This is a genomic window from Amycolatopsis endophytica (assembly GCF_013410405.1).
GTDB lineage: Bacteria > Actinomycetota > Actinomycetes > Mycobacteriales > Pseudonocardiaceae > Amycolatopsis_E > Amycolatopsis_E endophytica.
In genome coordinates this window covers 2,735,727-2,761,443 of sequence record NZ_JACCFK010000001.1, presented here as the reverse complement: position 1 = coordinate 2,761,443, position 25,717 = coordinate 2,735,727, and the positions used below count along the sequence as shown (strand labels likewise).

The 25,717-nt window shown below is 70.4% G+C and carries 22 protein-coding genes and 1 pseudogene; 13 read left to right on the top strand and 10 right to left on the bottom strand.

Annotation, left to right across the window (positions count from 1 at the left end):
• Positions 1 to 50 precede the first annotated feature (50 nt).
• The 4 genes from rsmA to metG form a co-directional block, all read right to left on the bottom strand.
• On the bottom strand, positions 51 to 899 hold the full coding sequence (gene rsmA / locus HNR02_RS13800; protein ID WP_179773583.1) for a 16S rRNA (adenine(1518)-N(6)/adenine(1519)-N(6))-dimethyltransferase RsmA: 849 nt from the start codon (positions 897 to 899) through the stop codon (positions 51 to 53).
• Between the two features lie 238 nt (positions 900 to 1,137).
• The gene (locus HNR02_RS13795; RefSeq protein WP_179773582.1) at positions 1,138 to 2,535 is read right to left on the bottom strand and encodes a resuscitation-promoting factor; all 1,398 of its coding nucleotides are present in this window, start codon (positions 2,533 to 2,535) and stop codon (positions 1,138 to 1,140) included.
• A 272-nt stretch (positions 2,536 to 2,807) separates the two neighbouring features.
• Positions 2,808 to 3,638 (bottom strand): TatD family hydrolase, encoded by an 831-nt coding sequence (locus HNR02_RS13790; RefSeq protein WP_179773581.1) that lies wholly within the window; start codon positions 3,636 to 3,638, stop codon positions 2,808 to 2,810.
• On the bottom strand, positions 3,635 to 5,437 hold the full coding sequence (gene metG, locus HNR02_RS13785) for a methionine--tRNA ligase (protein WP_179773580.1): 1,803 nt from the start codon (positions 5,435 to 5,437) through the stop codon (positions 3,635 to 3,637). The genes HNR02_RS13790 and metG overlap by 4 nt, the downstream gene beginning before the upstream one ends.
• Positions 5,438 to 5,498: 61 nt before the next feature.
• On the opposite strand from metG, the gene HNR02_RS13780 reads away from it, so the two are divergent.
• From HNR02_RS13780 to HNR02_RS13770, 3 genes are all read left to right on the top strand, one after another.
• Positions 5,499 to 6,098, top strand: a complete 600-nt coding sequence (locus HNR02_RS13780) for a PadR family transcriptional regulator (protein ID WP_179773579.1) — start codon at positions 5,499 to 5,501, stop codon at positions 6,096 to 6,098.
• 88 nt (positions 6,099 to 6,186) lie between these two features.
• The gene (locus tag HNR02_RS13775) at positions 6,187 to 7,173 is read left to right on the top strand and encodes an ATP-binding cassette domain-containing protein (protein ID WP_179773578.1); all 987 of its coding nucleotides are present in this window, start codon (positions 6,187 to 6,189) and stop codon (positions 7,171 to 7,173) included.
• Complete coding sequence (locus tag HNR02_RS13770) at positions 7,163 to 7,930, top strand: ABC transporter permease (RefSeq protein WP_179773577.1); 768 nt, start codon at positions 7,163 to 7,165, stop codon at positions 7,928 to 7,930. The genes HNR02_RS13775 and HNR02_RS13770 overlap by 11 nt, the downstream gene beginning before the upstream one ends.
• Here the strand turns inward: HNR02_RS13770 and HNR02_RS13765 are convergent.
• Positions 7,927 to 8,073 (bottom strand): hypothetical protein, encoded by a 147-nt coding sequence (locus HNR02_RS13765; RefSeq protein ID WP_179773576.1) that lies wholly within the window; start codon positions 8,071 to 8,073, stop codon positions 7,927 to 7,929. The genes HNR02_RS13770 and HNR02_RS13765 overlap by 4 nt on opposite strands.
• 167 nt (positions 8,074 to 8,240) lie before the next feature.
• On the opposite strand from HNR02_RS13765, the gene HNR02_RS13760 reads away from it, so the two are divergent.
• Complete coding sequence (locus HNR02_RS13760) at positions 8,241 to 9,722, top strand: alpha/beta hydrolase domain-containing protein (protein ID WP_312860997.1); 1,482 nt, start codon at positions 8,241 to 8,243, stop codon at positions 9,720 to 9,722.
• A 4-nt stretch (positions 9,723 to 9,726) separates the two neighbouring features.
• Here the strand turns inward: HNR02_RS13760 and HNR02_RS13755 are convergent.
• A pseudogene (locus HNR02_RS13755) lies at positions 9,727 to 10,358 on the bottom strand (SDR family oxidoreductase).
• Between the two features lie 119 nt (positions 10,359 to 10,477).
• Between HNR02_RS13755 and HNR02_RS13750 the strand changes: the two are divergent.
• Complete coding sequence (locus HNR02_RS13750) at positions 10,478 to 10,825, top strand: hypothetical protein (protein WP_246338561.1); 348 nt, start codon at positions 10,478 to 10,480, stop codon at positions 10,823 to 10,825.
• A 649-nt stretch (positions 10,826 to 11,474) separates the two neighbouring features.
• Here HNR02_RS13750 and HNR02_RS35435 read toward each other — a convergent pair.
• Positions 11,475 to 11,762: an efflux RND transporter periplasmic adaptor subunit gene (locus tag HNR02_RS35435; protein WP_312860996.1), complete on the bottom strand. Its 288-nt coding sequence runs from the start codon at positions 11,760 to 11,762 to the stop codon at positions 11,475 to 11,477.
• A 226-nt stretch (positions 11,763 to 11,988) separates the two neighbouring features.
• Here HNR02_RS35435 and HNR02_RS13740 point away from each other — a divergent pair, with 226 nt between their 5' ends.
• The gene (locus HNR02_RS13740) at positions 11,989 to 12,603 is read left to right on the top strand and encodes a glycoside hydrolase family 25 protein (protein WP_179773575.1); all 615 of its coding nucleotides are present in this window, start codon (positions 11,989 to 11,991) and stop codon (positions 12,601 to 12,603) included.
• Here HNR02_RS13740 and HNR02_RS13735 read toward each other — a convergent pair.
• On the bottom strand, positions 12,592 to 13,578 hold the full coding sequence (locus tag HNR02_RS13735) for a glycoside hydrolase family 183 protein (protein WP_179773574.1): 987 nt from the start codon (positions 13,576 to 13,578) through the stop codon (positions 12,592 to 12,594). The genes HNR02_RS13740 and HNR02_RS13735 overlap by 12 nt on opposite strands.
• Before the next feature lie 28 nt (positions 13,579 to 13,606).
• Here HNR02_RS13735 and HNR02_RS13730 point away from each other — a divergent pair, with 28 nt between their 5' ends.
• Positions 13,607 to 14,851, top strand: coding sequence for an aminodeoxychorismate synthase component I (locus tag HNR02_RS13730; protein ID WP_312860995.1), 1,245 nt, complete (start codon positions 13,607 to 13,609; stop codon positions 14,849 to 14,851).
• A gap of 27 nt (positions 14,852 to 14,878) precedes the next feature.
• On the opposite strand, the gene rsmI is transcribed toward HNR02_RS13730, so the two are convergent.
• The gene (gene rsmI / locus HNR02_RS13725; RefSeq protein ID WP_179773572.1) at positions 14,879 to 15,703 is read right to left on the bottom strand and encodes a 16S rRNA (cytidine(1402)-2'-O)-methyltransferase; all 825 of its coding nucleotides are present in this window, start codon (positions 15,701 to 15,703) and stop codon (positions 14,879 to 14,881) included.
• A 159-nt stretch (positions 15,704 to 15,862) separates the two neighbouring features.
• Here rsmI and HNR02_RS13720 point away from each other — a divergent pair, with 159 nt between their 5' ends.
• Entirely contained in the window at positions 15,863 to 17,407 is a 1,545-nt protein-coding gene (locus HNR02_RS13720; protein ID WP_179773571.1) for a dolichyl-phosphate-mannose--protein mannosyltransferase, read from the top strand.
• Positions 17,404 to 18,051 carry a class I SAM-dependent DNA methyltransferase gene (locus HNR02_RS13715; protein ID WP_179773570.1) on the top strand — a complete coding sequence of 216 codons (648 nt, stop codon included), beginning with the start codon at positions 17,404 to 17,406 and terminating at the stop codon, positions 18,049 to 18,051. Before HNR02_RS13720 ends, HNR02_RS13715 begins: the two co-directional genes overlap by 4 nt.
• A 98-nt stretch (positions 18,052 to 18,149) precedes the next feature.
• On the opposite strand, the gene HNR02_RS13710 is transcribed toward HNR02_RS13715, so the two are convergent.
• The gene (locus tag HNR02_RS13710; RefSeq protein WP_179773569.1) at positions 18,150 to 19,874 is read right to left on the bottom strand and encodes a serine/threonine-protein kinase; all 1,725 of its coding nucleotides are present in this window, start codon (positions 19,872 to 19,874) and stop codon (positions 18,150 to 18,152) included.
• Between the two features lie 639 nt (positions 19,875 to 20,513).
• Here HNR02_RS13710 and HNR02_RS13705 point away from each other — a divergent pair.
• The 4 genes from HNR02_RS13705 (at position 20,514) to HNR02_RS13690 (ending at position 25,678) form a co-directional block, all read left to right on the top strand.
• Positions 20,514 to 22,391: a propionyl-CoA synthetase gene (locus HNR02_RS13705; RefSeq protein ID WP_179775900.1), complete on the top strand. Its 1,878-nt coding sequence runs from the start codon at positions 20,514 to 20,516 to the stop codon at positions 22,389 to 22,391.
• 260 nt (positions 22,392 to 22,651) lie between these two features.
• On the top strand, positions 22,652 to 24,226 hold the full coding sequence (locus HNR02_RS13700) for a beta-N-acetylhexosaminidase (protein ID WP_179773568.1): 1,575 nt from the start codon (positions 22,652 to 22,654) through the stop codon (positions 24,224 to 24,226).
• Positions 24,227 to 24,329: 103 nt separating this feature from the next.
• On the top strand, positions 24,330 to 25,139 hold the full coding sequence (locus tag HNR02_RS13695) for an SGNH/GDSL hydrolase family protein (RefSeq protein ID WP_179773567.1): 810 nt from the start codon (positions 24,330 to 24,332) through the stop codon (positions 25,137 to 25,139).
• The gene (locus tag HNR02_RS13690; protein WP_179773566.1) at positions 25,112 to 25,678 is read left to right on the top strand and encodes a TetR/AcrR family transcriptional regulator; all 567 of its coding nucleotides are present in this window, start codon (positions 25,112 to 25,114) and stop codon (positions 25,676 to 25,678) included. Before HNR02_RS13695 ends, HNR02_RS13690 begins: the two co-directional genes overlap by 28 nt.
• Positions 25,679 to 25,717 lie beyond the last annotated feature (39 nt).

Sequence of the window (25,717 nt, the reverse complement as noted above, 5' to 3'; positions counted from 1 at the left end):
CGGACTTCACGTCTTCTTGGCAAGTCTCCGACGCGGATCAGGGTGCGAGATCACACGGACGGTGGTAAGGCCCTGCCCTCAGCGATCCGCACGAAGTCCCTTACTTCGAGCTGCTCACCGCGCGTGCGCGGATCGATGCCCGCCGCACGCAGGATCGCCTCCGCCCGCTCACCCGAACCGGCCCACGAAGACAGCGCGGCACGGAGGGTCTTGCGCCGCTGGGCGAAGGCGGCGTCGACGACGGCGAACACCTCGCCCCGGTCAGCGGCCGGCTCCGCGGCGCGCTCGAAGGACACCAGCGCGGAGTCGACATTCGGTACCGGCCAGAACACGGCACGGGGCACGGGCGCCACCTTGCGGGCCGTCCCGTACCAGGCGATCTTCACGCTCGGTACCCCGTAGATCCGGCTGCCGGGCCCCGCGGCCATGCGGTCGGCGACCTCGGTCTGCACCATCACCAGCCCGTGCGCCAGCGACGGCAACTCGGCCAGCAGGTGCAGCACGACCGGCACGGCGACGTTGTACGGCAGATTCGCGACGAGGTGTGTCGGCGGGTCCGGCAGGTCCGCGGCGGCGAGCTTGAGGGCGTCCTGGGTGCGGACGGTGAACCGCGCTTCGGGAGCACGCTCGGCGATGGTGACCGGCAGTCGGGTGGCGAGCACCGGGTCGATTTCGATCGCGGTGACCCGCGCGCCGGAGCCCAGGAGCCCCAGAGTCAGGGAGCCGAGGCCGGGGCCGATTTCGAGGACGTGGTCGGTGTCGCTGACCTTTGAGAGGTCCACGATGCGGCGGACCGTGTTCGGGTCGTGGACGAAGTTCTGGCCGAGTTTCTTCGTCGGCCGAATGTCCAGCTCGGCGGCCAGCCCACGGATCTCGGCCGGTCCGAGCAGTGCAGTCACGCGCTGATGGTAGCCGCCGCGTGGGGTTGCTTGACGCGCGGTTGCGGTGCGCGGCTTGGCGGGTGTGCGGCTTGGCTGGGAATCGGGTTGCGGGAGAGGAGTGGTTCGGAGGGTGGGCGCGGTGCGTTGCCGGGTGGGGGTTGCGTGCGTGAGTTCCACGTTCGTGCGCGGAAGTGTGCGTGAAAAAAAGCAGATGACCCCGGCCTGGGCCGGGGTCATCATGGGAGGTCGGCGAGGGTCAGCTGGTGGCTTTCTTGCCGCAGACCGGCCAGGCGCCGTAGCCGCCGCGGTCGTCGCGGACCTTCGTCGCGATCGCGATCTGCTGTTCGCGCGTGGCCTGGTGCGGGTAGGCCGCGTAGGCGTCGCCGCCGTAGGCGTCCCATGTCTGCTTGTCGAACTGGAGCCCACCGTAGTAGCCGTTGCCGTTGTTGATCGACCAGTTGCCGGTCGACTCGCACTGCGCGATGCGGTCCCAGATGGCGCCGTCGCTGATCACCGGCTGCTTCGTGCCGACCCGCACGACCTTGTTCTTGGCCTCGACCAGGACCTTGGTCGACAGCTCCTCGCGGTCGGTCTCCTTGCCGTTGCGCTTGGTGATCCGGTAGGTCACCAGCTTCTTGCCCGCGGTGCCCGGATCCTCGACGATCTCCTTGCCCGCTTCGAGGGTCGAGTCCTTGATCTCCTCGACCTCGGGCGTGATCTCCTCTTCCTGGTTGATCACCGACACGCCGGTGCGCGAGATACGCACCTCGGCGCCGTCGGCCAGCTTGAGGTCGAGACCACCGTCGATCTCGTCGTCGGCACCGAGCGACAGGCCCTGCTGGGACAGGAACTCCTCCGCGGTGACGGCCGTGGTGTCGACAGGGCGCGGAGCGGCGTCGCCGTCGTAGAGCGTGATGTGCTTGAGGGTCTTGACCTCGACGGTCGCGCCCTCCAGGGGCAGCTCCGCGTCCAGCGGCATCGAGAACGCCGTGCCCGCGCCGAACTTCTCGGCCAGGCCCAGCTGGGAGATCGCTTCCTGCAGGCTCGACGCGCGGACCCACGACTCGCGCGCCACGCCGTCGACGACCAGGTTCAGCTTGCGGCCGCGCTCGAGCTTGATGACGCCACCGTCACCGACCGGCGCCTGCGGCGAGGGAGACAGCGCGTCGTGCTCACCGACGGTGAGACCGGCGTCCTCCAGAACCTCGCCGACCGTCTGGCCGAAGCTGTGCACGGTCTGCGTATGACCATCGACGTCGACGGTCACGCTCTTGTTCATGGCCAGCGCCGCCGCGCCGCCACCGGTGAGACTGATCAGCAGAGCCAGGACCGAGCCACGGAGGAACCGGCGCTTCCAGGTCTTGACCGCGCTGACGAGCGCCTTCTCCGGCTCCGGCTCGGCCTCCGCGACCGCGGTGCGGTCCTCGGCCAGTGCGTCCGGGATGGCGAGTGCCGGGAGCATCGTGGTCTCGGCGTTGATCAGCCGGATCAGCTCGTCGACGTCGATCTCGGCCTCGGCCATCAGATCGTCGGCGTCGTTGCCCAGCACCGTGCGGATGTCGTGCTCGGTGACCGCCAGGTCGTCCGAGAACTCGGCTTCGGGCCAGTCGAGGGTGCCCACGGCGCCGCCACGGCTGGACTCGAACCAGTCCATCGCCTCAGTCGGGCGCGCGTCGGCCCATCTACTACCAGTCACAGCAGGTCGATCCCTTTCGCACTACGGCTCCCGCGAGTCGTCGCCATCCCCGATCCCGACCTGCACTGGCTTGACTCCGGGTGTCCCGCTTCGCCCGGTTGGAGCGATCATGCGGCACGGTCACGGGACAGTAACGGACCTCGCCGGGTTGCGCAAACACCGGATGGAATGTCGTGGCGTTCGTCACTCCGCCAGCTGGATGGTTGATTTCCACGAATGTCGCAGCCGGTTCAACTCGATGTGACGGACGGGAGCCGGAAGACGCGTTCGGCCGCGGTGGATACCGCCGAACAGACCTGTTCCAGCGGCTCCGACCGGAGGTCGGCGAGGAACGCGACCGTGTAGGCGGTGCAATACGGTTCGTTCGGGCGTCCGCGGTACGGATGGGGTGTCAGGAAGGGCGCGTCGGTCTCGACGAGGAACTGCCCGGACGGCACCAGCTTCGCCGCGGCCTGCAGAGCACGGGCGTTGCGGAACGTGACCGTGCCGGCGAAGGACAGCACGTAACCGGCGTCCACGCACCGGCGCGCGATGTCCTCGTCGCCGGAGAAACAGTGGAACACCACCGTCTCCGGCGCGCCCTCCTCGTCCAGGATCCGGAGCACGTCTTCGTGCGCGTCCCGGTCGTGGATCATCAGCGGTTTGCCCACGCGCTTGGCGAGGTCGATGTGCCACCGGAACGCCTCCTGCTGGGCCTCCGGCGGCGAGTAGTCCCAGTAGTAGTCCAGGCCGGTCTCACCGACCGCGACCACCCGGTCCCGCCGCGCCAGACGCTCTATTTCGGACCGTTCCGGCTCGCCGAAGTCCTTGGTGCGCGTGGGATGGATGGCGACCGCCGCCCACACCCGCGCGTCCCAAGTGGATGCTTCGGCGGCCCAGCGGGCGGCGTCGAGATCGTCGGCGACGGTCACCATGCGCGTCACCCCGGCCGCCTCGGCGCGGTCGGCCCGCTCGGCCACGTCGGCCGCCGTGACCGCGCCGCAGGCGTCCAGGTGCGTGTGCGAGTCGACCACCGGCGCCGGAAGACGCTCCGGCACCGGGGGCCGTTCCGTCCTGCTCACGGCGCGATCGGGGCCCACTCCGGGCCGGTCTCGCCCAGCTTCGGGTCGAGCTTGGCGAACAACGGCGTCGGCTTCGCCAGCGGACGGCCCACCTCGACCGGCACCGACTCCCAGCGCGCCTGCTCGGCCGCGTAGTCACCGGTCAGGATCGGGTTGATCCGGTCCGGGATGTCGAGGTCCTCGACGTCCTTGAGCTCCGGCTGCGCCGCCCACACGCCGGTGCCACCCAGCGCCTCGTGCACCTTCTGCGCCGAATGCGGCAGGAACGGCGTGAGCAGCGTGTTCGCGTCCGACACGACCTGCAACGCGGTGTGCAGCACCGCGTCGCGCCGCTCCGGATCGTCCTTGAGCTTCCATGGCTCCTGGTCGGACAGGTACCGGTTGGCCGCGGACACGACCCGCATCGCCTCGCCGGCGGCCAGCTTGAACCGGGACCGCTGCAGGTGCCCGCCCACGGTCTCGAACGCCTTGCGGGACAGCGCCTTCAACTCCTCGTCCGCGGCGGCCGGCTTGACCGGGGCCGGGATGGCACCGTTGTTCTTGTGCGCCATCGAGATCGAGCGGTTGACCAGGTTGCCCCATTCGTTGGCCAGCTCGAAGTTGGTGCGGCGCACGAACTCGTCCCAGGTGAAGTCGGTGTCCTGGGTCTCCGGGCCCGCCACCGCGATGAAGTAGCGCAGCGTGTCCGGTCCGAACTCGCGCAGGAAGTCGTTGACGTAGATGACGGTGCCGCGCGAGGTGGAGAACTTCGACCCGCTCATGGTCAGGAACTCACTGGAGACGATCTCGTACGGCAGGTTGAGCCTGCCGTACGGGCCGACCCCGCCACCAGGAGCGACCCGGTCGCCCTCGGCGTTGTGACCCAGCAACAACGCCGGCCAGATCTGGGCGTGGAAGGTGATGTTGTCCTTGCCCATGAAGTGGTAGGCGCGGGCGTCCGGGTTGGTCCAGAACTCCTGCCACGCGTCCGGGTCCCCGCTGCGCCGCGCCCACTCGACACTGGCCGAGAAGTAGCCGATCACCGCGTCGAACCACACGTAGAACCGCTTGAGCGGCTGGTCGCGCCAGCCGTCCAGCGGGATCTTCACACCCCAGTCCAGGTCACGGGTGATCGGACGGGGCCGCATGTCGTCGAGGAGGTTCTTGGTGAAGTTGACGACGTTGGGCCGCCAGAAGGTCTTCGTCGCCAGCCATTTGCCGAGGCTCTCGGTGAAGGCGGGCAGGTCGAGGAACAGGTGCTCGGTCTCGACGAACTTCGGCGTCTCGCCGTTGATGCGCGACTTCGGGTTGATCAGCTCGGCGGCGTCGAGCTGGTTGCCGCAGTTGTCGCACTGGTCGCCGCGGGCGCCGTCGTAACCGCAGATCGGGCAGGTGCCCTCGATGTAGCGGTCGGGCAGCGTCCGGCCGGTGGACGGGCTGATCGCGCCCGTCGTCGTCTTGGGCACGACATAGCCGTTGCGATACAACGCGAGGAAGATCTGCTGCGTGACCTCGGCGTGGTTGCCGGTGCTGGTGCGGGTGAACAGGTCGTAGGTCAGCCCGAGCCCCTGCAGGTCCTGGCCGATCTGCCGGGTGTACTTGTCGGCGGTCTGCTGGGAGGTGAGGCCCTCCTTGTCGGCCTGAACCGTGATCGGCGTGCCGTGTTCGTCGGTCCCGGACACCATGAGCACCCGGTTGCCGGCCATTCGCTGGTAGCGCGAGAACACGTCGGACGGGACGCCGAAACCGGAGACGTGGCCGATGTGACGGGGCCCGTTGGCATAAGGCCAGGCCACCGCCGTCAACACAGGGATGCTCATGCCTGTTTAGCGTACGGATGGCGTCTCGTGCATTGTTACCGGGAAGGCTTAAGGAGGTCCGGTGTCGCCGACGCGGTTGCTGGTGCTCGGCGTCGTACGGATGTACGGCAAGGCGCACGGTTACCAGGTGCGGCGCGAGCTGCTGACCTGGTCCGCCGACCGGTGGGCGAACGTCCAGCCGGGATCGATCTACCACGCGCTGAAGAAGATGGCCGCCGAAGGACTGCTGGAGGCGGTGGCCGAGGAGCCCGATGGCCGCGGCCCGGACCGGGTCGCCTACCGGCTGACGGACGACGGTGAGAGCGAGTTCGTGGTCCGGCTGAGCCAGATGCTGAGCGAGCTGGGCGAGAACGACGCGCAGAACGCGTTCGGCTTCGCCGCGGCGCTGACGTTCCTGACCTGCCTGCCCCGGCGGCGCACGATCTCGCTCCTCCAGCACCGGCTCACGCAGATGGAGGGCCAGCTCGCCTCGGTGCGGCACGTGCTGGGACACGGCACGGAGTGGGGGCAGCCCGCCCACGTGAACGAGCTGTACCGGCTGTGGGCGGCGAACGTCTCGGCGACCATGGAGTGGGTCCGCAATCTGGTCAAACGGCTCGAAGAAGGCGAGTACGTGATGGCCGACGACCCGGGTCGCAGCTTCGGCGAGCCACCGCGCTGATCAAGTAATCAAATTTGACTACGACGCGATACCTGAGTAAGAGTGGCCACCATCACTAGTCAAATTTGACTACTCGAAGGGGGATCGCATGATCAGGGCACGCGGCCTGGCGCGGACGTTCACCGCGCGCGGCCGCAGCGTCGAGGCCGTCAAGGGCGTCGACATCGAAGTGACCGAGGGTGAGCTGGTGGGGTTCCTCGGCCCGAACGGCGCGGGGAAGACCACGACCCTGCGCATGCTGACCACCCTCCTGCGGCCCACCGCGGGCGAGGCGCAGGTGGCCGGGCGCGATCTGCTCGCCGATCCGGTCGGGGTGCGCAGGCAGATCGGCTACGTCGCCCAGGGCGGTGGCGTCACGCCGGAAATGCGGGTGATCGAGGAAATCGAGCTCCAGGGCCGCCTCTACGGCATGAGCAAGGCCGACGCGCGGCGCCGCGGCCAGGAGCTGGTCGAGCAACTCGACCTGGTGAACCTGGACCAGCGGCTGACGAAGACGCTCTCCGGCGGGCAACGGCGGCGGATGGACATCGCGCTCAGCCTGGTCCACGACCCGAAGCTGATCTTCTTCGACGAACCGACCACGGGACTCGACCCGCAGAGCCGGGCGAACCTGTGGGACCACATCCGCCGGCTGCGCGCGGAGCGCGGGGTCACGCTGTTCCTCACCACGCACTACCTGGACGAGGCCGACTCGCTGTGCGATCGGGTCCTGGTGATCGACAACGGTGAGATCGTCGCCGAGGGGACGCCGGACTCGCTCAAAGCCCGTGTGTCCGGTGACGGGGTCACGATCGGCGTCGCACCGGAGTTCGTCGGCGCGGCGGCGGAGCTCGCCGGGCACCTGGAAGGGGCACACGAAGTGACCCTCGGCGACGACGTGGTGCGGTTCCGGGTGCCGCGCGGGGACACCGCGCTGCCGGAACTGTTGCGGCACCTCGATTCCCAGGGCATCCCGATGACCTCGATGCAGGTGCACCGGCCGACGCTGGATGACGTGTTCCTGACGCTGACCGGTCGCTCACTGCGGGACGCCGAGCAGCCGCGGACCCACGAGGAGGCCGCCCATGTTGCGTGACACGTGGCTGATCTTCAAGCGGGACTGGACGTTGTCCATGCGCAACCCCGCGTGGGTCATGATCGGCATCATGCAGCCGGTGCTGTACCTGGTGCTGTTCGGGCCGCTGATGGAGAAGGTCGTCGGCAGCACACCGGGCTTCCCGCCGGGCAGCAGCTGGACCATCCTGACGCCGGCGCTGATCGTGCAGCTGGCGTTGTTCAGCTCGTCGTTCGCCGGGTTCTCACTGCTGATGGACTACCGCAGCGGGGTGCTGGAACGGCTGCGGGTGACACCGGCCAGCCGGGGCGGGCTGCTGCTGGGCAAGGTGGCGAACAACGTGATCCAGGCGATCATCCAGGCCATCCTGATCACGGTGCTGGCCTACGTCGCGTTCGGACTGGACGCGCCGGTCGGCGGGGTGCTGCTGAGCCTGGTGATCGTCGCGCTCGTCGCGGCCACGCTGGCGTCGGCGTCGTACGCGGTCGCGCTCACCCTCAAGAGTGAGCAGGCATTCCCGGCGCTGCTCAACGCCGTGCTCATGCCGGTGCTGCTGCTGTCCGGCATCCTGCTGCCGATCACCAGCATCCTCGCGCCGGACTGGCTGTACACGATCTCGCGGATCAACCCGTTCACCCACGTCGTCGACGCCGAGCGAGCCGCGTTCCGCGGGGATCTGACGATGGACGCGCTGATGACCGGCTCGATCGTCCTGGTGGTGATGACGGTGCTGGCGGTGTTCTGGGGAACGCGGGTTTTCCAGAAGGAGAACGCTTAGCGGCGAGGCACCTCGACGTCCACACACCAGTGGTCGGGGGCGTCGTTGAGCCGCGCCAGCGGCGAACCGGGCGTCGGCCGGAAGACGGCGCCCGGCACGCTGTCGCCGTCCTGCGGGCCGGCGCCGTTCTGGGCGCGCTCCATTGTCCGGTGTGGACAGATCGGTGACCAGCTTCCCGCCGCGGGGCGCAACCCCGGCACACCGCGGTCACGAACACGTGTTGCGCGGGTGAACACCGGCGATTTCACCGATGCCGCCACGCGGGCCGCGGCCGCACACTGTGCCTCCCCGACGTCATCGGAGGTGACCAGTGCGCACAACAATCCTCGCCGTGCTCCTGGCGGTGCTCGCCGCGATGCTGCCCGCCACGGCAGCCCAGGCCGCCGTCCCGGCGATCACCGTGCCGCCCGCGGGCGGTCACGGTTTCCCCTTCCTGGCCGCCGCCGAAGATCTCGGCTCGTTCGGCTACACCGAGAACGAGTACTTCCTCTCGGGCACGGCCACCGCCTACGCCAAGTCCGGGCTGTGGACCTCCAGCGGCCGCTGGGACGTCCGGCCCACCACGCGGGCCGACTACCGGACGCGGCTGCTGGTCCGCCGTCCCAGCGATCCGGCGAAGTTCAACGGCACCGTCGTCGTCGAATGGCTCAACGTCAGCGCCCAGCTGGAGCTGTCCCCGGACTACTGGTTCCTGCGCGACGAGCTGCTGCGCCAGGGTTACGCGTGGGCCGGCGTGTCCGCGCAGGCGGTCGGCGTGAACGGCGGGCTCGGCGACATCGCCGGCCTGCGGGGCTGGGACCCGGCGCGCTACGGCAGCCTCGTCCACCCCGGCGACGCCTACGCCTACGACATCTTCTCCCAGGCAGGCCAGGCGCTGCGCAGCCCGGACGGGCCGGACCCGCTCGGCGGGCTGGAGGTGACAACCCTGCTCGCCGACGGTGAATCGCAGTCGGCCGGGTTCATGACCACCTACGCCAACGCGGTCCAGCCGGTCGCGCGGGTCTACGACGGGCTGATGATCCACAGCAACAGCGCGGTCGCGTCGCCGATCAGCGGCAGGCTGGTCGACATACTGACGATGCCGAACCCGAGCCGCATCCGGACCGATTCGGCCGTGCCGGTGTTCGTCGTCCTCACCGAGACCGACGTGCCGGGCGCGTCCGCGGCACGGCAGCCGGACACCGGCCGGGTCGTGCACTGGGAGCTGGCCGGGACCGCGCACGGCGACCAGTGGGCCTTCGACCTCGGCGGTCCGACGTTGCGGAAGTCGGTCGGTTCGGCCGCGCCGCAGCCGGACTGCGCCGCGGGCTCGGCGCCGTTCAACGACGGCCCCGGCCACTACGCCATGAACGCCGCGCTGCGGTCACTGACGACGTGGGCACAGGGCGGGCCGCGCCCGGCCAAGGGCGCACTGCTCAACACCGACCTCCGCGACCGGAGCACCGGCCTCGCCGTGGGCGGCATCCGGCTGCCCGATGTCGCCGTGCCCACCCGAACCCTCAGCGGCGAGCGGGACACGACCGACAGTGGTGTCTTCTGCGGCCTCTACGGCGCCCGCGACCCGTGGAACGGCGACGCCGACGCGTGGGACCAGCACGACGCGGGTGACCCGTCCGACCCGTCGTTCCCGCGCACCACCGAGCCCGTGCTGAGCCGCCTGTACCCGACCACCGCCGATTACGTCGCCAAGGTCCAGGCAGCGGCCCAGTCCTCGGTCACCGCGGGTCACCTGCTGCCGGAGGACGCGGCGGTGATCGTGGCGGCCGCCCGCGCCTCCGGCGTCGGCGGTTAGCAGCTCAGACGCGTGGCCCGAGGAACAACCCACCGCTGGCGTCGATCACCTGACCGGTGATCCAGCGCGCGCCGTCAGCAGCGAGGAACGCGACCACCTCGGCGACGTCTCCGGCGTCGCCGAGCCGGTTGAGCGCCGTGGTCCCGGCGATGAGCTCGGCCAGGCCAGGCGTCTCGAACACCGCTCCGTTCGCTGGTGTCCGAGTGGCGCCGGGCGCGACCGCGTTCACCGTGATCCCCCTGGCCCCGAGCTCGTTGGCCAGCGTCAGGCACATGGTCTCGATCGCTCCCTTCGTCATCGCGAAGGACGTCTGGGCGGGGTTGGCCATCCGGGTCGCCACGGACGAGATCGTGACGATGCGGCCGCCGTCCGGCATCAGCGGCAGGGCCCGCTGGATGATGAAGTACGGCGCCCGCACGTTCACCGCGAAGAGGTGGTCGAATTCCTTCCGCGTCGTGGCCCCGAGCGAGCCCGCGGGAGGGGCAGCCGCGTTGTTGACGAGGATGTCGAGCGGCCCAGCTTCGCCCGGACCGCGAACGCGGTCCCGCCGACGCGATCGATCTCGCCGACCGTCTCGGCCGCACCACGCTCGTCGGTGCCGAAGTGCACGAAGACCGCCGCCCCCTGCGCCGCCAGCCGGATCGCGATCGCCTGCCCGATGCCCCGCGAGGCCCCGGCGACCAGGGCTGTTCGTCAAGCGGGGGTACGACACCACGACCGTGGCCGATGTGGCCGAGGCCGCCGGGGTGTCGCCGATGACCGTTTACCGGCACTTCCCCACGAAGGGAGACCTCGTGCTGTTCGACCACAACGGCCGACTGGTCGCCGAACGGATCGCCGCGACGCCCGCGGAACAGCCGCTGGTGCACCGCATCGGCAGCGCGCTCATCGACTCGGTCACGACGTTGACCGGCGGCGGTGCGGAACTCACGGACGACGGCAAGTTCCTGCTCGCCCGCCTCCAGCTCATGATCTCGACCCCGGCCCTGCGAGCCAAGGACAACAACTACGCCCTGGGGGCCGAAGAGGACGGGCGGACCGCACTGCCCGGTCTGATCGCGGAGGCGCTCACGGCCGCCTTCGGCCAGGGCGCTCTCCGTTAACCGTGGCCGGACGAACCCTGCCGGAAGCCGCCCGGCATCGTCGAGCGCCCGTTCCCGGCGCGCCTTGCGCCGCAACCCCGAGTACCCCAGCGAAAGCTCCACATCGGACAAGTCGGTCGCACGCGCCAGCAGGTTGAACGACTGGAAGACGAACCCGATCTTGCGGTTGCGCCGCAGGCACAGCCGCGCCTCGTTGAGGTCGCCGACCGCGAACCCGTCGAGCCGGTACCGCCCGGCGGCCGGGGTGTCGAGGCAGCCGAGGATGTTCAGCGGCGTCGGCTTCCCGACCGGACGCGCCCATGATCGCGACGTACTCCCGGGGCATCACGGTCAGATCCACCCCGCGCAGGCGTGCGCGGCGGGGTCGCCGGAGCCACCGCCACCGGGCATCATGCCGCCCTGGCCGCCGGTGCGGATGCCGGTGCTCCCGGTGGCGGCTGCGGTCACGGTAAGCACCACCTTCTCCCCCTGCGTGAGCCCGGATTTGATCTCTACTGTGGACTCGCCGCGTACGTCGGCCTCCGCGGTGGTGTCGCCACCTGACCGGCCTTGACCTTGCTGACGTCGACCTCGGCGACCGATGTCGTGACCACCAGGCTCTGCAGTCGGTGAGCACGATGAACGCGCTGCTGCTCGTGCCGGCCCCGGACTAGCTGGAACTGCCGGTCTGCTCGCCTTCGGCACCGTTGATCGCGGTGACCGTGCCGTCACCGGGCGCGGTCAGCGTGGTCGCGTCGACCGCGTCCTGTGCCAGCTCGGCGGAGTCGACCTTCGCCTGCAGCGACGTGGTGCTCTCGGACGCGCCCTGGCTCCCTTGCGCGGCGCTGCCCGCGTTGCCCAGGTTTTCCTCGGCGACCGCGAGGTTGCTCTCCGCGACGGCCAGTTGCTGGTCGGCTTCCACGGAATCGAGCGTGGCGAGTTTCTGCCCCTTGGTCACGACGTCACCCACGGCCACGTCGGTCGGTTCGACCTCACCGGACGTGCTGAAGAAACATCCGCCGTGCAGCCGCTTTCCACCCTGCCGGTCGCGGAAACCGTTCCGGTGACCTGTGTACTTGCTGTGTGTCACACCGCTTTCGAGTGGTGCGTCGATACGGCAACCGGGGCTTTTCGCGCTTATGGTGACTACACAGTGTCCAATTCAGCGGTGTGAAGGCGGCGGTTTGACGGAGGGCAGCACGGAACGCGGGATCAACCTCGCGCTCCACGCGACGGTGGCTGACTGGGACGCGGTCCGATCCGGTTCCGTCTCGTTCGCCTCCATCACCGTCACCGAGAACACGAACTGGCTCGACCGCGGGGCGGGCGAACAGATCGAAGCCGCGCAGCAGTCGGGCGTCCGGACCGGCATCCGCCACTACGCGCGTCCCGGCGCGCCCCAGGACCAGGCCGAGTTGTGCGTGCGGGCCGGGCGGGGGCTCGGCGTGTTCGGCCCCGGATCGCTCGCGCCGACACTGGAGGTCGAGGCGGAGGGCGTCGACGACCGGTTCGTGCGGGCGTGGGTGAAGACCGTGCGGCAGGCGGCGGGCATCCAGCGGGTCGTCGTGTACGCCGACTACGGGCTCTGGCTGCGGCGGCTGCACCCGGAGAAGTGGGCCGACCGCGAGGTGCTGCTGTGGGTGGCGCGGCACAACGACATCCCCGGCCGCCCGGGTTGGTTCCACCCGCGCCTGGCGTTGCACGAGCACAGTTCGGTGCCGCCGATGTCCGGCGTGTCCGGGCCGATCGGCATGGACGCGCTCGTCTACCCCTTCACCCTGGCGGATCTACTGCTCTAGCCGGCTGCGCATCAGGAACACGTTGTACGGACCCCACTGCGACATCAGGTAGTAGATGTCCGGGCCGTCCAGCGCCCACGGGTGCAGGTAACCGCCGTACAGCCCGGGGTACCGGTGTCCCGGCACGGCCACCTCGCCGGGTGACCAGGGGCCGGTGAGCCGGTCGGCGGAGTGCAGCACGATCGCGCCACCCGGATCGTCCAGGTGCATCGCCAGCCACTGTCCGAGGTGGACGTCGTAGGCGACGGACAGCTCCCCGACCGGCCCGGGGATGACCGGCGCGGCGGCGAACTCGTCGCGGGTCCAGCCGTGTCCGTCGAAGTACTCGTACGCGGAGGCGTCGAGCATCCGCGGGACCGCCGCGCGGGCCAGGTAGGCGTCGCCGTGCCGCCCGTTGGTGGTACCGAAGAGGTAGACGTGCTCACCCTCCCGGGTCAGCGCGCACATCTGGAACGGATCGTCCCGTTCCGCGCGGTTGATCCAGCGCGCGGCCCACGGCTTCTCCCAGGTCACCCCGCCGTCGCCGGAGACCGCGAGCCCGGAGTAGTTGGTGGTCCACTTGCCGGGCGGCCCCCACTGACGGACCGACATGTAGTGCACGACCTGCGTCCCGCCGACCGCGAGTCCCGAGTTCGGGATGACGGTGACCTCGTCCGGCCGCTCGTCCCTGGCGATGACCTGCGCCGCGGTGCCGTCCGGACGGGTCACCACGCCATCGAGGGTGAGGCCGCGGGCCAGGTCCGTGGTGGTGGAGAAGCCGAGCACGTTGCAGCGCCAGTCCGCGCTGTTCGGGCCACCGCCGTCGCCGCCCCAGCCCGCACCGAACGTGTCCCCGAACAGCACGAACACCCGGCCGTCACCGCCGTCCCACAGGATGCCGAGATCGGTGCCGTGGATCGCCAGCCGATCCGTCCGGTTGACCGAATCGGCCCCGGTGACCTTGCAGATCTGTTCAGTGTCGACGACGTGAACCATGATCCCGACCGTAGGTGACAATGTCCCCGTGCGGGTCACACGAACGAGGCTGGGCCGGGGAAGAACACCGGATGAGGTACTGCTCCTGCTGGACGAGCGCGCCCGGTTCCGGGGCATCGGCACGGCCGCCGGCCTGAGCGGCGACTGGTTCGGTTCGCGCGCGGTCCTCGCGCCCGAGGTTCAGCTCCGCCCGGTCAGCGACCCGTTCGAGGTGCCCGACCTGCAACCACGCGTCGAGCGCGTGGACGGTGCCGTCGGCGGAGGCTGGATCGGCTACCTGTCCTACGACCTCGCCGACCCCTCCGGCCGCCGCGCGGACCTGCCGGAAGCGGTCTGGGGCTGGGCCGACCACGTCCTGCGCCTCGACGCCGACGGCTGGTGGTGGTTCGAATCACTCGACTCGGACGTCACCGCCGCCGAGTTCGAACGGCTGCTGAGCCTCCCGGCCCCCGCGCCGTCCTGGCGCGCGGGCCCGCTCGACCGTCCGTTGCCCGCCGAACACGGGCACGCGGTCAAGACCTGCGTGCACGCGATCGAGGCGGGCGAGCTGTACCAGGCCAACATCTGCAGCCGCTTCGCAGGCTCGTTCGCGGGCTCACCGGCGGCACTGTTCGCGGCGGGCGTCCGGGGGCTCCAGCCACGCCGGGCGGCCTTCCTGACCGGCGACTGGGGCAGTGTCGTGTCGTTCTCGCCGGAGCTGTTCCTGGCCCGGCACGGCGACCACGTCCGCTCCACGCCGGTCAAGGGCACGCTCCCCCGCCGCGGCCCGGCCGACGATGCGCTGCGCCAGCGGCTGCGCGAATCGGCCAAGGACGTCGCCGAGAACGTGATGATCACCGACCTGGTGCGCAACGACCTGGGCCGCGTGTGCGCGACGGGCAGCGTCCGGGTGCCCGAGCTGCTGCGGGTCCGGCCCGCGCCCGGCGTGTGGCACCTGGAGTCGACCGTCGAGGGACGGCTCACCGGTTCCGACGCCGACCTGCTGGCCGCGGCGTTCCCGCCCGGTTCGGTCACCGGCGCGCCGAAGATCCGGGCGCTCGACCTCATCGCGGAACTGGAGCCACGGCCTCGTGGTGTCTACACGGGCGCCATCGGGATGGCCTCACCGGTGGCCGGCCTGGAACTGAACGTCGCGATCCGCACCTTCGAGCTCCACGGCGACCGGATCGCGCTCGGCGTGGGCGGCGGCATCACCGCGGATTCGGATCCGGACGCGGAGTGGCAGGAATGCCTGCACAAGGCCGCGCCGCTGGAGACCCTGCTGACGGGTTAGACGCGGCGCGCTTCTCGCAGTCCCGGCTCAGGCGCGGCGGGCAGCCAGCACCGCGTCGTACAGCTCCTTTTTCGACACGCCCGCCGCCTCGGCGACCTCCGCCGCGGCGGACTTGAGCCGCTCGCCCTCCGCGACGCGCGCCGACACCTCCGCGACCAGGTCGGTCACCGCCACGGCCCGCGGCCGGGCCCCCTCCAGGACCACGGTGATCTCGCCACGCACGCCGTCGGCGGCCCAGTCCGCCAGCTCGGGCAGCGTGCCGCGCCGGACCTCCTCGTAGGTCTTCGTCAGCTCCCGGCACACCGCCGCCCGCCGGTCGCCCAGCGCGGACGCGGCCTCGGTCAACGTGGCCGCCAGCCGGTGCGGCGACTCGAAGAACACGACGGTCCGCGGCTCGTTCGCCAGCTCCCGGAACCAGCGGCCCTTCTCCCCGGGCTTGCGCGGGGCGAACCCCTCGAAGCAGAACCGGTCGCTCGGCAGCCCCGACAGCGCCAGCGCGGTGGTCACCGCCGACGGACCCGGCAGGCAGGTGACCGGCAACTCCTCCTCGACGCACGCCGCGACCAGCCGGTACCCCGGGTCCGACACGCTCGGCATTCCCGCGTCGGTGACCAGCACCACCGTCTCCCCGGCCCGCAGCGACTCCAGCAGCTTCGGCAGCCGGGACTCCTCGACGTCCTCGTAGAAGCTGATCACCCGCCCACGCGGAGTCACGTCCAGTGCCGTGGCGAGCGACCGCAGCCGACGGGTGTCCTCGGCGGCGACGACATCCGCCTCGGCGAGGGCGCTGACCAGGCGCGGCGAGGCGTCACGGGAGTCACCGAGCGGAGTCGCGGCTAGGACGAGTGGCATGGCCTTCACCCTATTCGCCGCGCGGGAACTCCGAGTTCACCCGTGGGTCCCAGGGGGCGTCCGCGGGGTCTGATCGATGGGCTTCGTGATCCAGGTGGGGGCCGCTTGGGCGCGGGAGAGCGCGATTGAGACTCCGCGGACGCCCCCTAGTATCACCTCGTGACCGCACTGCTGACGCGACCGGACCGGGCGGACCTCCGCCCGCCGACCGACCGTGCCGCCACGCTGCTCGGACGGCCGATGCCCGACGACCGGCTGCGCGGCTGGGTGGTCACGATCGTCCTCACGCTGGTCGCGGCGGTCACCCGCTTCCAGAACCTCGGGGTCCCCACCGACAAGGGCACCCCGGTCTTCGACGAGAAGTACTACGCGGTGCAGGCGTGGCAGATGCTGCGCAACGGCGGGTTCGAGGACAACGCCGGCTACGAGGTGATCGTGCACCCGCCGCTGGCGAAGCAGATCATCGCGCTCGGCGAGTGGATGTTCGGGTTCAACGGCTGGGGCTGGCGGTTCAGCGCGGCGGTGGCGGGCACGATCATCGTGCTGCTGACCATCCGCATCGCGCGGCGCCTGACCCGGTCGACGCTGCTCGGCGGGATCGCCGGGATTCTGGTGATCTGCGACGGCGTGCTGTTCATGCAGGCCAGGATCGGCATGCTGGACATCTTCATCGCCCTGTTCGCGCTGGCCGCGTTCGCGTGCCTGCTGTGCGATCGCGACCAGGTGCGGCAGCGGCTCGCGGTGGCGGTCGCCGAGGGCTGGGCCGACGAGTCGCCGTGGGGTCCGCGGCTGGGGTTCCGGTGGTGGCGGTTCGCCGCCGGGGTGTGCCTGGGCCTGACGTTCGCGGTGAAGTGGTCGGGCTTGTACTACATGGCGTTCTTCGGGCTGTTGTGCGTCGGTTTCGACGTCGCCGCGCGCCGGGCCGCCGGGGTGCCGCGGCCGTGGATCGGCGCGCTGCGCCGGGACGTGCTGCCCGCGTTGTGGGCGATCGTCGCGATTCCCGCGCTGCTGTACCTGGCGAGCTGGTGGGCGTGGTTCGCGAGCGAGTCCGGCACCGACCGGCACTACGTGGAGATGGAGGGCATCGACCCCGGTTTCTGGGGCTGGGTGCCCGCGGCGCTGCGGTCGCTGGGCGACTACTCGCTGAACGTGCTGCACTTCCACGAAAGCCTCGTCACGCCCAAGAACGACCCGCACCCGTGGGAGTCGAAGCCGTGGACGTGGCCGATGGGGCTGCGGCCGATGCTCTACTCGTACGAGTCCGGCGGCGGAACGTGCGGCAGCGGCGACTGCATCCAGGCGACGATGCTGATCGGAACGCCAGCGACCTGGTGGCTGTCGCTGCCGATGCTCGGGTGGGGCCTGTGGCGGTGGCTGTTCCGGTTCGACTGGCGGTACGCGGCGGTGCTGGTCGGCTACTTCGCCGGATACCTGCCCTGGTTCACCAACATCGACCGGCAGATGTACTTCTTCTACGCGACGCCGATGGCGCCGTTCCTCGCGCTCGGCCTGGCGCTCGGCCTTGGCCAGATCCTGGGCAGCGCCCGCCGCGGCTTCGAACGGCGCGGAACCGGGCTGCTGGTGGTGGCGTTGTACGTCGGCCTGGTGGTCGCGAACTTCGCGTGGCTGTGGCCGATCCTGAACGGCGACCCGATCAGCAACGCCCGCTGGCAGGCGGAGCTGTGGCTGCCGTCCTGGCGATGACGGACTTCCTGGAGCGCGCCCGGGATTCCTACGACCGGGTCGCGGAGTCCTACGCCTCGTTCGTCCGGCCGAGGTTCGCGGCGGACGCGGTGGGCCGCGGGATGCTGGGCGCCTTCGCCGAGCTGGTCACCGGTCCGGTGGCCGACGTCGGCTGCGGCCCCGGCCACGTGACGGCGCATCTGGACGGCCTGGGCACCGACGTGTTCGGTGTCGACTTGTCGCCCGAGATGGTCGCGGTCGCCCGCCGCACCTATCCGCACCTGCGGTTCGACGTGGGCTCCATGACAGCGCTCGACCTGCCCGACGGCGAGCTGGGCGGGATCGTCGCGTGGTGGTCGATTTTCCACGTGCCGCCCGCCGTGCTGCCGGCGGTGCTGGCCGGTTTCGCCCGCACACTGGCTCCCGACGGCCATCTGCTGATCGGCTTCCACGCCGGGAATGCCCAGTTGCACCCCGAGGCAGCCTACGGCCAGCCCGTGAACTACGACGCCTACCTGCTTCCACCCGACCACGTCGCGAAACTGCTCAAACGCGCCGGTTTCGACCTCACCGCACGCGTCGACCTGGCCGGCACGAAACACCCCCAGGCGATCCTCCTCGCCCGAAAGGGCACCGCCGCGCGTTCCCCAATGCCACATTCGTAACGTCCGACGCCACCAACGCGGCATCCGTAGCGCCCGACGCCACCACCGTGGCATTGGTAGCGCTTGACGCCACCGATGCCACGGTGGGGAACCCGCGGTCAGCGGCGTGGGGGCATTGCGCGGGTGGTGCCACCCTGGCGGGGCACGATTCGCGTCACCGGGCCGTCCATTGACTTGCCCGAGCGCGACAGGAAGCCTTCCACCTCGCGCACCACCGTGTGCAGCGTCGGACGGCGGCGGGGTTCGTTGTCGAGCGAGGCAATCAGCAGGCGGGCGTGCGCGGAACGCTGCGGCAGCCTCGACACGGGCTCCGCGCGGGCCGCCGCCATCAACGCGGCCATCGGTGTCTCACGGGTACCACGCGGCGGGTAGCCGGACAGCGCGTAGCTCACCGTCGCGGCCAGCTGCCAGGCGTCGGAGGCCGGGGAAGCCGCCGCGCCGGCCGCTTGTTCCGGGGCGACGAAATCGGGAGTGCCGATCATCATCCCGGTCGCGGTCATCGTGGAGTCGCCGCGGCTGCGTGCGATGCCGAAGTCGATCAGGTGCGGCACACCCTCCGGGTCCAGGATCACGTTCGACGGCTTGACGTCCCGGTGCAGCACACCCTTCTCGTGCGCCGCGGCCAGCGCACCCGCGGTCGTGGCCCACAGGCGGCCCGCGGCGACGTCGTCGAGCGGGCCGATCGTGTCCACCGCCGAAGCCAGCGACTGGCCCTCCAGGTACTCCATGACCAGGGCGAGCCCGTCCGGCTCCTCGACCAGGTCGTAGACCCGCACACAGTTCGGGTGGTCCACCATCGCCAGAGCGCGGGCCTCGCGGCGCATGCGTTCCTCGGTGTCCCGGTCCGGCGCGTGCGCGATCTTCAACGCGACGGTGCGGCCCAGCTGGTTGTCCACGGCCTGCCAGACCGTGCCGAACCCACCGTGACCGAGGCGCTTGATCCGTCGGTACCGGCCGCTGCCGTTGGCCGTCGACCCGGGCGGCACGGGAACCGGGCCGGGCGCCGCCGCCAGCTCCTGGGCCGCCGGCGCCAGAGCCGTCGGCGCGTACTGCTTCGGCTGCGGAGGGGGCGGGGGCGGCGGCTGTTGCTGCACCGGCGGCGAAGGCTCCCGCCGCGGCTCCGGCCGGCGTTCCGGGCGGTTGATGACCGACCACGAGGGCGGCCCGACCAGCGCGATCGGGATGATCCCGAGCATCGCGATGGGCAGGTACCCCAGCCACAGGAAGACGCCCGTGTTGGACGAGACGCCCACCGAGAACACCACGAACAGTACGAACGCGACCCACAGCAGACGGCCCGGCCACTTCGGGCCGCGGCGCATCGCCGTGCGCGCCTGCAGGATCATGAACAGCAGCGCAAGCAGCGGCAGCCCGACCAGAGCACCCAGGTAGTAGCCGTAGGCGAGCACGTTGCCGGACGGGTAGAAGATCGTCTCGAAGATGTTCTGGCCGCCGCCCAGGTACTCGCTCTGGGTGCCGATGAAGGAGCAGTACTCGCGGTTCAACGTCGCCAGATCGGCCGCGGACAGCGGGGAGCTGCCCTCGACCGCGGCGCGGTAGATCCCGGAGATGCCGTTGAACGCCAGCCACGGCAGCCCCAGCACGAAGACGAACGCGATGGCGGCGATGGCCGCGACCTGGCCGGTCTCGTACCTGTTGCCGGTGAACTTCCGCATCAGCGCGACCAGGACCGCACCGGCCACCGGGAACAAGCCGGTCAGCGCGCCCGCCGCCACCGTGGCCCAGACCCAGTCCCCCGGGCAGAAACCCGGGTTGAAGAGGGCGTGCGCCAGGGCCAGCAGCCGTTCCGCGAACGCGTTCACTGCCCGGGTCCCTTCGTGATCGGGTACTTCTTCCGGCCTCCCACCCTATTCGCACCTTGGACGCGACAGGGGACGGGCGGGTTGCGGCCGGGGTCCGAGGCACCCACCCGGGCGAGTGCGCGCGTCGGACGCCCCGGGGCGCCAGACCACGGCCGGGCGCCCGTCCTGGACGCGCCGCCGCTCGCGCCGGAAGCCCGGGACCCGCACCGCCGGCAGGACGCGCTGACCACGCCCCGTCCACGGGGCCGCTGCCGGTCACGACCGCGGCGGGCCGGCCCTGCCCGATCCACACTCACCCACCAGCTCGGACAGCAGCGTATGGGACCAGCGGTCCGACGGGCGCCGGCACGTCCGGCTCGACGATCCGGCAGGCCCCCGCAGCACAGCGCAATAACCCTCCGTGCTCGCTTGTGTACGAAGTGTCGCCCGCGAGGCCACTGATGCCGGGGTCCGGTGAGCCGGGAGAACACTGAGTTGCCCGCCGGCTCGGGATGGTTCCGACCCTCAACTCCGATGCAGGAAAGGACGATCCGGTGAACGAGGCGGGGCGCGAATCGGCGGGCGGGACTGTGCGCTGACGGCCACTTTGTGAGCCATGATGTGGGGCAGCACGGACTCGACGACGAGGAGGTCTGCCCCATGGGCCGTCACGCGGAGGAACACCAGCGCAGCCTGACCGACCCGGAGGGGTTCTGGCTGGACGCGGCCAAGGCGATCGACTGGACTCGCGAACCGTCCCAGGCTCTGGACTCGTCGAGGGCCCCACTCTTCCGCTGGTTTCCGGACGGTGAGCTGAACACTTCCTACAACGCGCTCGACCGGCACGTCGAGCGCGGTCGCGGCGAGCAGCCCGCGCTGATGTGGGACTCGCCGGTGACCGGCGTCAAGCGCGCCTACACCTACTCCGCGCTGCGGGACGAGGTCGCCCGCTTTGCCGGAGCGCTGCGCTCGCTCGGGGTCGGCAAGGGCGATCGGGTGATCATCTACCTGCCGATGGTGCCCGAAGCGGTGGTGGCGATGCTCGCCTGCGCCCGGATCGGCGCCGTGCACTCCGTGGTGTTCGGCGGGTTCGCGCCGAAGGAGCTGGCGGCACGCATCGAGGACGCGAAGCCGAAGGTGATCGTGGCCGCGTCCTGCGGCATCGAGCCGAACCGGGTGGTCGAGTACAAGCCGATCATCGACGAGGCTCTCGCCGTCACGGAGCACCAGCCGGACCGGGTTGTCGTGCTCCAGCGCGAAGCGGCGGCGGCGACGCTGGGCGAGCGCGACACCGACTGGCAGGAGCTGATCGCGGACGCCACTCCGGTGGGCCCGGTGCCGGTGGCCGCCACCGATCCGCTCTACATCCTCTACACCTCCGGCACGACCGGAAAACCGAAGGGCGTCGTGCGCGACACCGGCGGGCACGCGGTGGCGCTCGCGTGGTCGATGGGCGCGGTGTACGACATCCAGCCCGGCGACATCTGGTGGACCGCCTCCGACGTCGGCTGGGTCGTCGGGCACTCCTACATCGTCTACGCACCGCTGCTGATCGGCGCGACGACGGTGATGTACGAAGGCAAACCGGTCGGCACCCCGGACGCGGGCGCGTTCTGGCGCGTCCTCAGCGAGCACAAGGCCAAAGCCCTTTTCACGGCACCGACCGCGCTGCGCGCGATCAAGCGCGTCGACCCGGAAGCCAGGGAACTCGCGAAGTACGACATGTCGGCCTTCCGGACGCTGTTCATGGCTGGGGAACGCCTCGATCCGGAGACCCTGAACTGGGCCGCGGACAAGCTGGGCGTCCCGGTGATCGATCACTGGTGGCAGACCGAGACCGGCTGGCCGATCGCGGCGAACCCGCGTGGACTGGAACCGATGCCCGTGAAGCCCGGCTCGGCGACCAAACCGGCTCCCGGGTACGACGTGCGGATCCTGGACCAGGCCGGGAACCCGCTGCCCGCCGGGCAGGAAGGCGCGATCTGCCTCAAGCTGCCGATGCCCCCTGGCACGCTGCCGACGCCGTGGGGCGACGACGAGCGCTACGTCGAGGCGTACCTGTCGCGGTACGACGGCTATTACCTCACCGGCGATTCGGGCTACCTCGACGAGGACGGCTACCTGTTCGTCATGGGCCGCACCGACGACGTGATCAACGTGGCCGGGCACCGCCTGTCGACCGGTTCGATGGAAGCCGTGCTCGCCGCGCATCCCGCCGTCGCCGAGTGCGCGGTGATCGGGGTGCGTGACGAGCTCAAGGGGCAGCTGCCGCACGGGCTGGTCGTGCTCAAGTCCGGAGTGGACGTCGACGAGGACGACCTCAGGGCGGAACTGGTGGCGGCGGTGCGCCGGGACATCGGCCCCGTCGCCGCGTTCCGACATGTGTCTATTGTGGACGCATTGCCGAAGACGCGCTCTGGCAAGATCCTCCGCAAGACGATGCGCGGCCTTGCGGAGGGCCGCGACGAGCCCGTCCCGTCGACGATCGAGGACGCCTCGGTGCTCGACAGCCTGCGCACGATCCTGCGGGACTCGTGACAGAGTCCGATTCACCGTCCACTTGAGACCGACGGCGACTTTTGCGATGGCTTTGAAGGTCATGCCGCCACACTAGAGAGCCGCACCGACAAAAACGGCGCTCCAGCCACAAGATCGCCACCCGATCGAGTCGAACGAGTCCGATCACCCGTCTGGAGCAAGGCGGTTCGCACGGATCGCCGCATTGAGTCTTGCGTGCGCCGAATCAGTGGTCTACACCTTTAAGGGACCCGCTCCCCAACCCCGCGGAGAGTGATCCCATGCGCAGATCCCTGGCGGGACTGCTCGGCGCAACCGCGCTCGTGCTGACCGCCCTCACCCAACCCGCCGTGGCGAGCCAGCAGGCCACCGCCAACCACCCGGCCACCCGTGCGCTGGCCGACGTCATCCCGGCGCCGGCGTCGGCGAAGGCCGATCCGAGGGCCGGCTTCCGGCTGACCCCCGCCACCGCGATCGAGGCGGACCGCGGCGCCCGGCAGGTGGCCGACTACCTCGCGGGCGTGCTGCGGCCGTCGACCGGGTACCGCCTGCCGGTCGTCAGCCGCACCAAGGCACCCTCGATCGCACTCGAACTCGGACCGACCGCGCAGGTCGGCGACCAGGGCTACCAGCTGTCGGTCGCCCGCGACGGCGTGACCCTGCGCGCGAACACCAGCGACGGCCTGTTCGCGGGAGTGCAGACGCTGCGCCAGCTGCTGCCCGCGAAGATCGAATCGCGACAGGTCCAGCGTGGCCCGTGGACCCTGCCGGGTGGCGAGATCACCGACTACCCGCGCTTCGGCTACCGCGGCGCGATGCTCGACGTGGCACGGCATTTCTTCTCGGTCGACGAGGTCAAGCGGTACATCGACCAGATCGCGCAGTACAAGATCAACCGGCTGCACCTGCACCTGGCCGACGACCAGGGCTGGCGCATCGAGATCAAGAGCTGGCCGCGACTGGCCACCTACGGCGGCAGCACCGAGGTCGGCGGCGGTCCCGGCGGGTACTACACGCAGGACCAGTACGCGGACCTGGTCGCCTACGCCGCCTCCCGGCACATGACGGTGATCCCGGAGATCGACATGCCGGGGCACACCAACGCCGCGCTCGCCTCCTACCCGGAGCTGAACTGCGACGGGGTCGCCCCGCCGCTCTACACCGGTATCGAGGTCGGGTTCAGCTCGTTCTGCGTGAACAAGGACATCACCTACGAGTTCCTCGACGACGTGATCGGCGAGCTGGCCGCCCTGACCCCGGGGCAGTACCTGCACATCGGCGGCGACGAGGCCCACTCGACGACGCCCGAGGACTACCGGAAGTTCATGGACCGGGTGCTGCCGATCGTGGCGAAGCACGGCAAGCTCGCGCAGGGCTGGCACGAGATCGCCCAGACGAACCTGCCGGTGTCCGCGGTGCCGCAGTTCTGGGACACCGACGGTGTGGACGCCGGTACGACCGCCGCGGCCGCGGCGGGCAACAAGATCCTGATGTCTCCCGCGAACAAGGCCTACATCGACCAGAAGTACGACGAGAACAGCCCGCTCGGCCTGCACTGGGCCGGGTACAGCGAGGTCGACGACTCCTACGACTGGGACCCGTCGACGGCCGTGCAGGGGGTCGGCGAATCATCCGTCGCCGGCGTCGAGGCTCCACTGTGGTCGGAGACCCTGACCGACAGCGACGACATCGAGTTCATGGCCTTCCCGCGCCTGCCCGGTATCGCGGAGATCGGCTGGTCGCCGAAGTCCACCCACGACTGGGCCGCTTACCGCGAACGGCTGGCGCAGCAGGCGCCGCGATGGGAGGTGCAGGGAATCGACTTCTACCGGTCACCCCAGGTCGACTGGCGGTAGACGCGCGGTAACACCTTCGAACCTGTTGTTCACCTGGTAGACACCGTCTACTAATCTTGATGGACAGTGTCTACCGGGTGAACAGCGGATGTCGGAGGGTTGCATGGGCTACCAGAGGTTCGTCGCCGTGGGCGACAGCTGCGCCGAGGGACTCCACGACCCCTACCCCGGCACCAACATCTTCCGGGGCTGGGCCGACCTCGCCGCCGCCACACTGGCCGCGGACGATCCGGCGTTCCGCTACGCCAACCTGGCCGTGCGCGGCCGTCGCCTGGACCAGATCATCGTCGAGCAGATCCCGTCGGCGCTGGACCTCCAGCCGGACCTGGTGGCGCTCTTCGGCGGCGCCAACGACGTCATGACCCGCACGTACCGCGCGGAGGTCGTCGCGAAACGGGTGGACGCGGCGATCCGGATGCTCACCCGGAACACGCCCACCGTCGTCGTCTTCACCCTCAGCGACATCTCCGGCCGGGTGCCGGGCCTGCTGCGCATCCGCCGCCGCCTGGAGGCGCTCAACGAGGCCATCCACACCTCGGCGGCCAGGTACGGCGCCCAGGTGGTCGACCTGTGGGGTGAGGAGGCGGTCGACGACCTGCGGTACTTCGGCCCTGACCGGCTGCACCTGTCCGAGTACGGCCACCGCAGGCTCGCCGCGCACCTGCTGACCCGGCTGGGCGTCGACTACGAGCCGGCGTGGCTCGAACCGTTGCCCGGTGATCCGCTGCGCCCCGGCCTGCGCGGGCACGTCGGCTGGGTGTGGCGGGAGGTGCTGCCGGTGATGGCAACACGCACGCGCAACTGGTTCACCGGCCGTTCCCCCGGCGACGGCTTCGCGCCGAAGCGCCCCGACCTGCTGCCCGTCATCGCCGACGAGTTGGCCCTGTGGAAAACGATCCCCGGCAACGCCTGATCGGCAGCGCCGTCGCCGTTCTCACGAGCGAGGGCGTCGAAGCCGTGACCCTCCGCCGGATCGCGCGCGAGGCAGGCGTTTCGCACGGCGCTCCGCTGCGGCACTTCGCCGGGCGATCCGAACTGCTCGCGGCCGTGGCGGCGTCCGGATTCGCGGAACTGCACCGGCGCGCCGCCGACCTGCCGGAAAACGGTCCGCAGCAACGGTTGCTGACCGCGTGCCGTCGTTACCTCGACTTCGCGCTGGAAAACCCGGCGATGTTCGAGCTGATGTTCCGGCCCGACCTGATCGACGTGCGGGACCCCGGGCTGGCGAGGGTGAGCGGCGCGGTGTTCGAGCAGTTCCTGGACCTCGTGACCCGGGCTCAGGAGGTCGGCTGGCGCCGGGGAACGGCGTCTCGCCCGCTGGCCGCGTCACTGTGGGCGGCGCTGCACGGCCTCGCGGCACTGTGGCTGCGCGGCGGACTCGCGTCGGCCGCCGAGTCCGCCGATGTGGAGCACACGCTCGCCGTCACGCTCAACACGTACCTGCGGCCGTGACTTCCGGACATCCGGGCCGCCGGGCTGGCAGAGTGGTCC

Bases quoted from the DNA above. Each gene is read 5' to 3' on its own strand.
- HNR02_RS13765 (WP_179773576.1), bottom strand. From the start codon at position 8,073: ATGGAGCGCGCCCAGAACGGCGCCGGCCCGCAGGACGGCGACAGCGTG.
- HNR02_RS13795 (WP_179773582.1), bottom strand. From the start codon at position 2,535: ATGGACTGGTTCGAGTCCAGCCGTGGCGGCGCCGTGGGCACCCTCGAC.
- HNR02_RS13705 (WP_179775900.1), top strand. From the start codon at position 20,514: ATGGGCCGTCACGCGGAGGAACACCAGCGCAGCCTGACCGACCCGGAG.
- HNR02_RS13735 (WP_179773574.1), bottom strand. From the start codon at position 13,578: ATGGTTCACGTCGTCGACACTGAACAGATCTGCAAGGTCACCGGGGCC.
- HNR02_RS13770 (WP_179773577.1), top strand. From the start codon at position 7,163: ATGTTGCGTGACACGTGGCTGATCTTCAAGCGGGACTGGACGTTGTCC.
- rsmI (WP_179773572.1), bottom strand. From the start codon at position 15,703: ATGCCACTCGTCCTAGCCGCGACTCCGCTCGGTGACTCCCGTGACGCC.
- HNR02_RS13750 (WP_246338561.1), top strand. From the start codon at position 10,478: ATGACCGTTTACCGGCACTTCCCCACGAAGGGAGACCTCGTGCTGTTC.
- metG (WP_179773580.1), bottom strand. From the start codon at position 5,437: ATGAGCATCCCTGTGTTGACGGCGGTGGCCTGGCCTTATGCCAACGGG.
- HNR02_RS13775 (WP_179773578.1), top strand. From the start codon at position 6,187: ATGATCAGGGCACGCGGCCTGGCGCGGACGTTCACCGCGCGCGGCCGC.
- HNR02_RS13700 (WP_179773568.1), top strand. From the start codon at position 22,652: ATGCGCAGATCCCTGGCGGGACTGCTCGGCGCAACCGCGCTCGTGCTG.
- HNR02_RS13695 (WP_179773567.1), top strand. From the start codon at position 24,330: ATGGGCTACCAGAGGTTCGTCGCCGTGGGCGACAGCTGCGCCGAGGGA.
- HNR02_RS13715 (WP_179773570.1), top strand. From the start codon at position 17,404: ATGACGGACTTCCTGGAGCGCGCCCGGGATTCCTACGACCGGGTCGCG.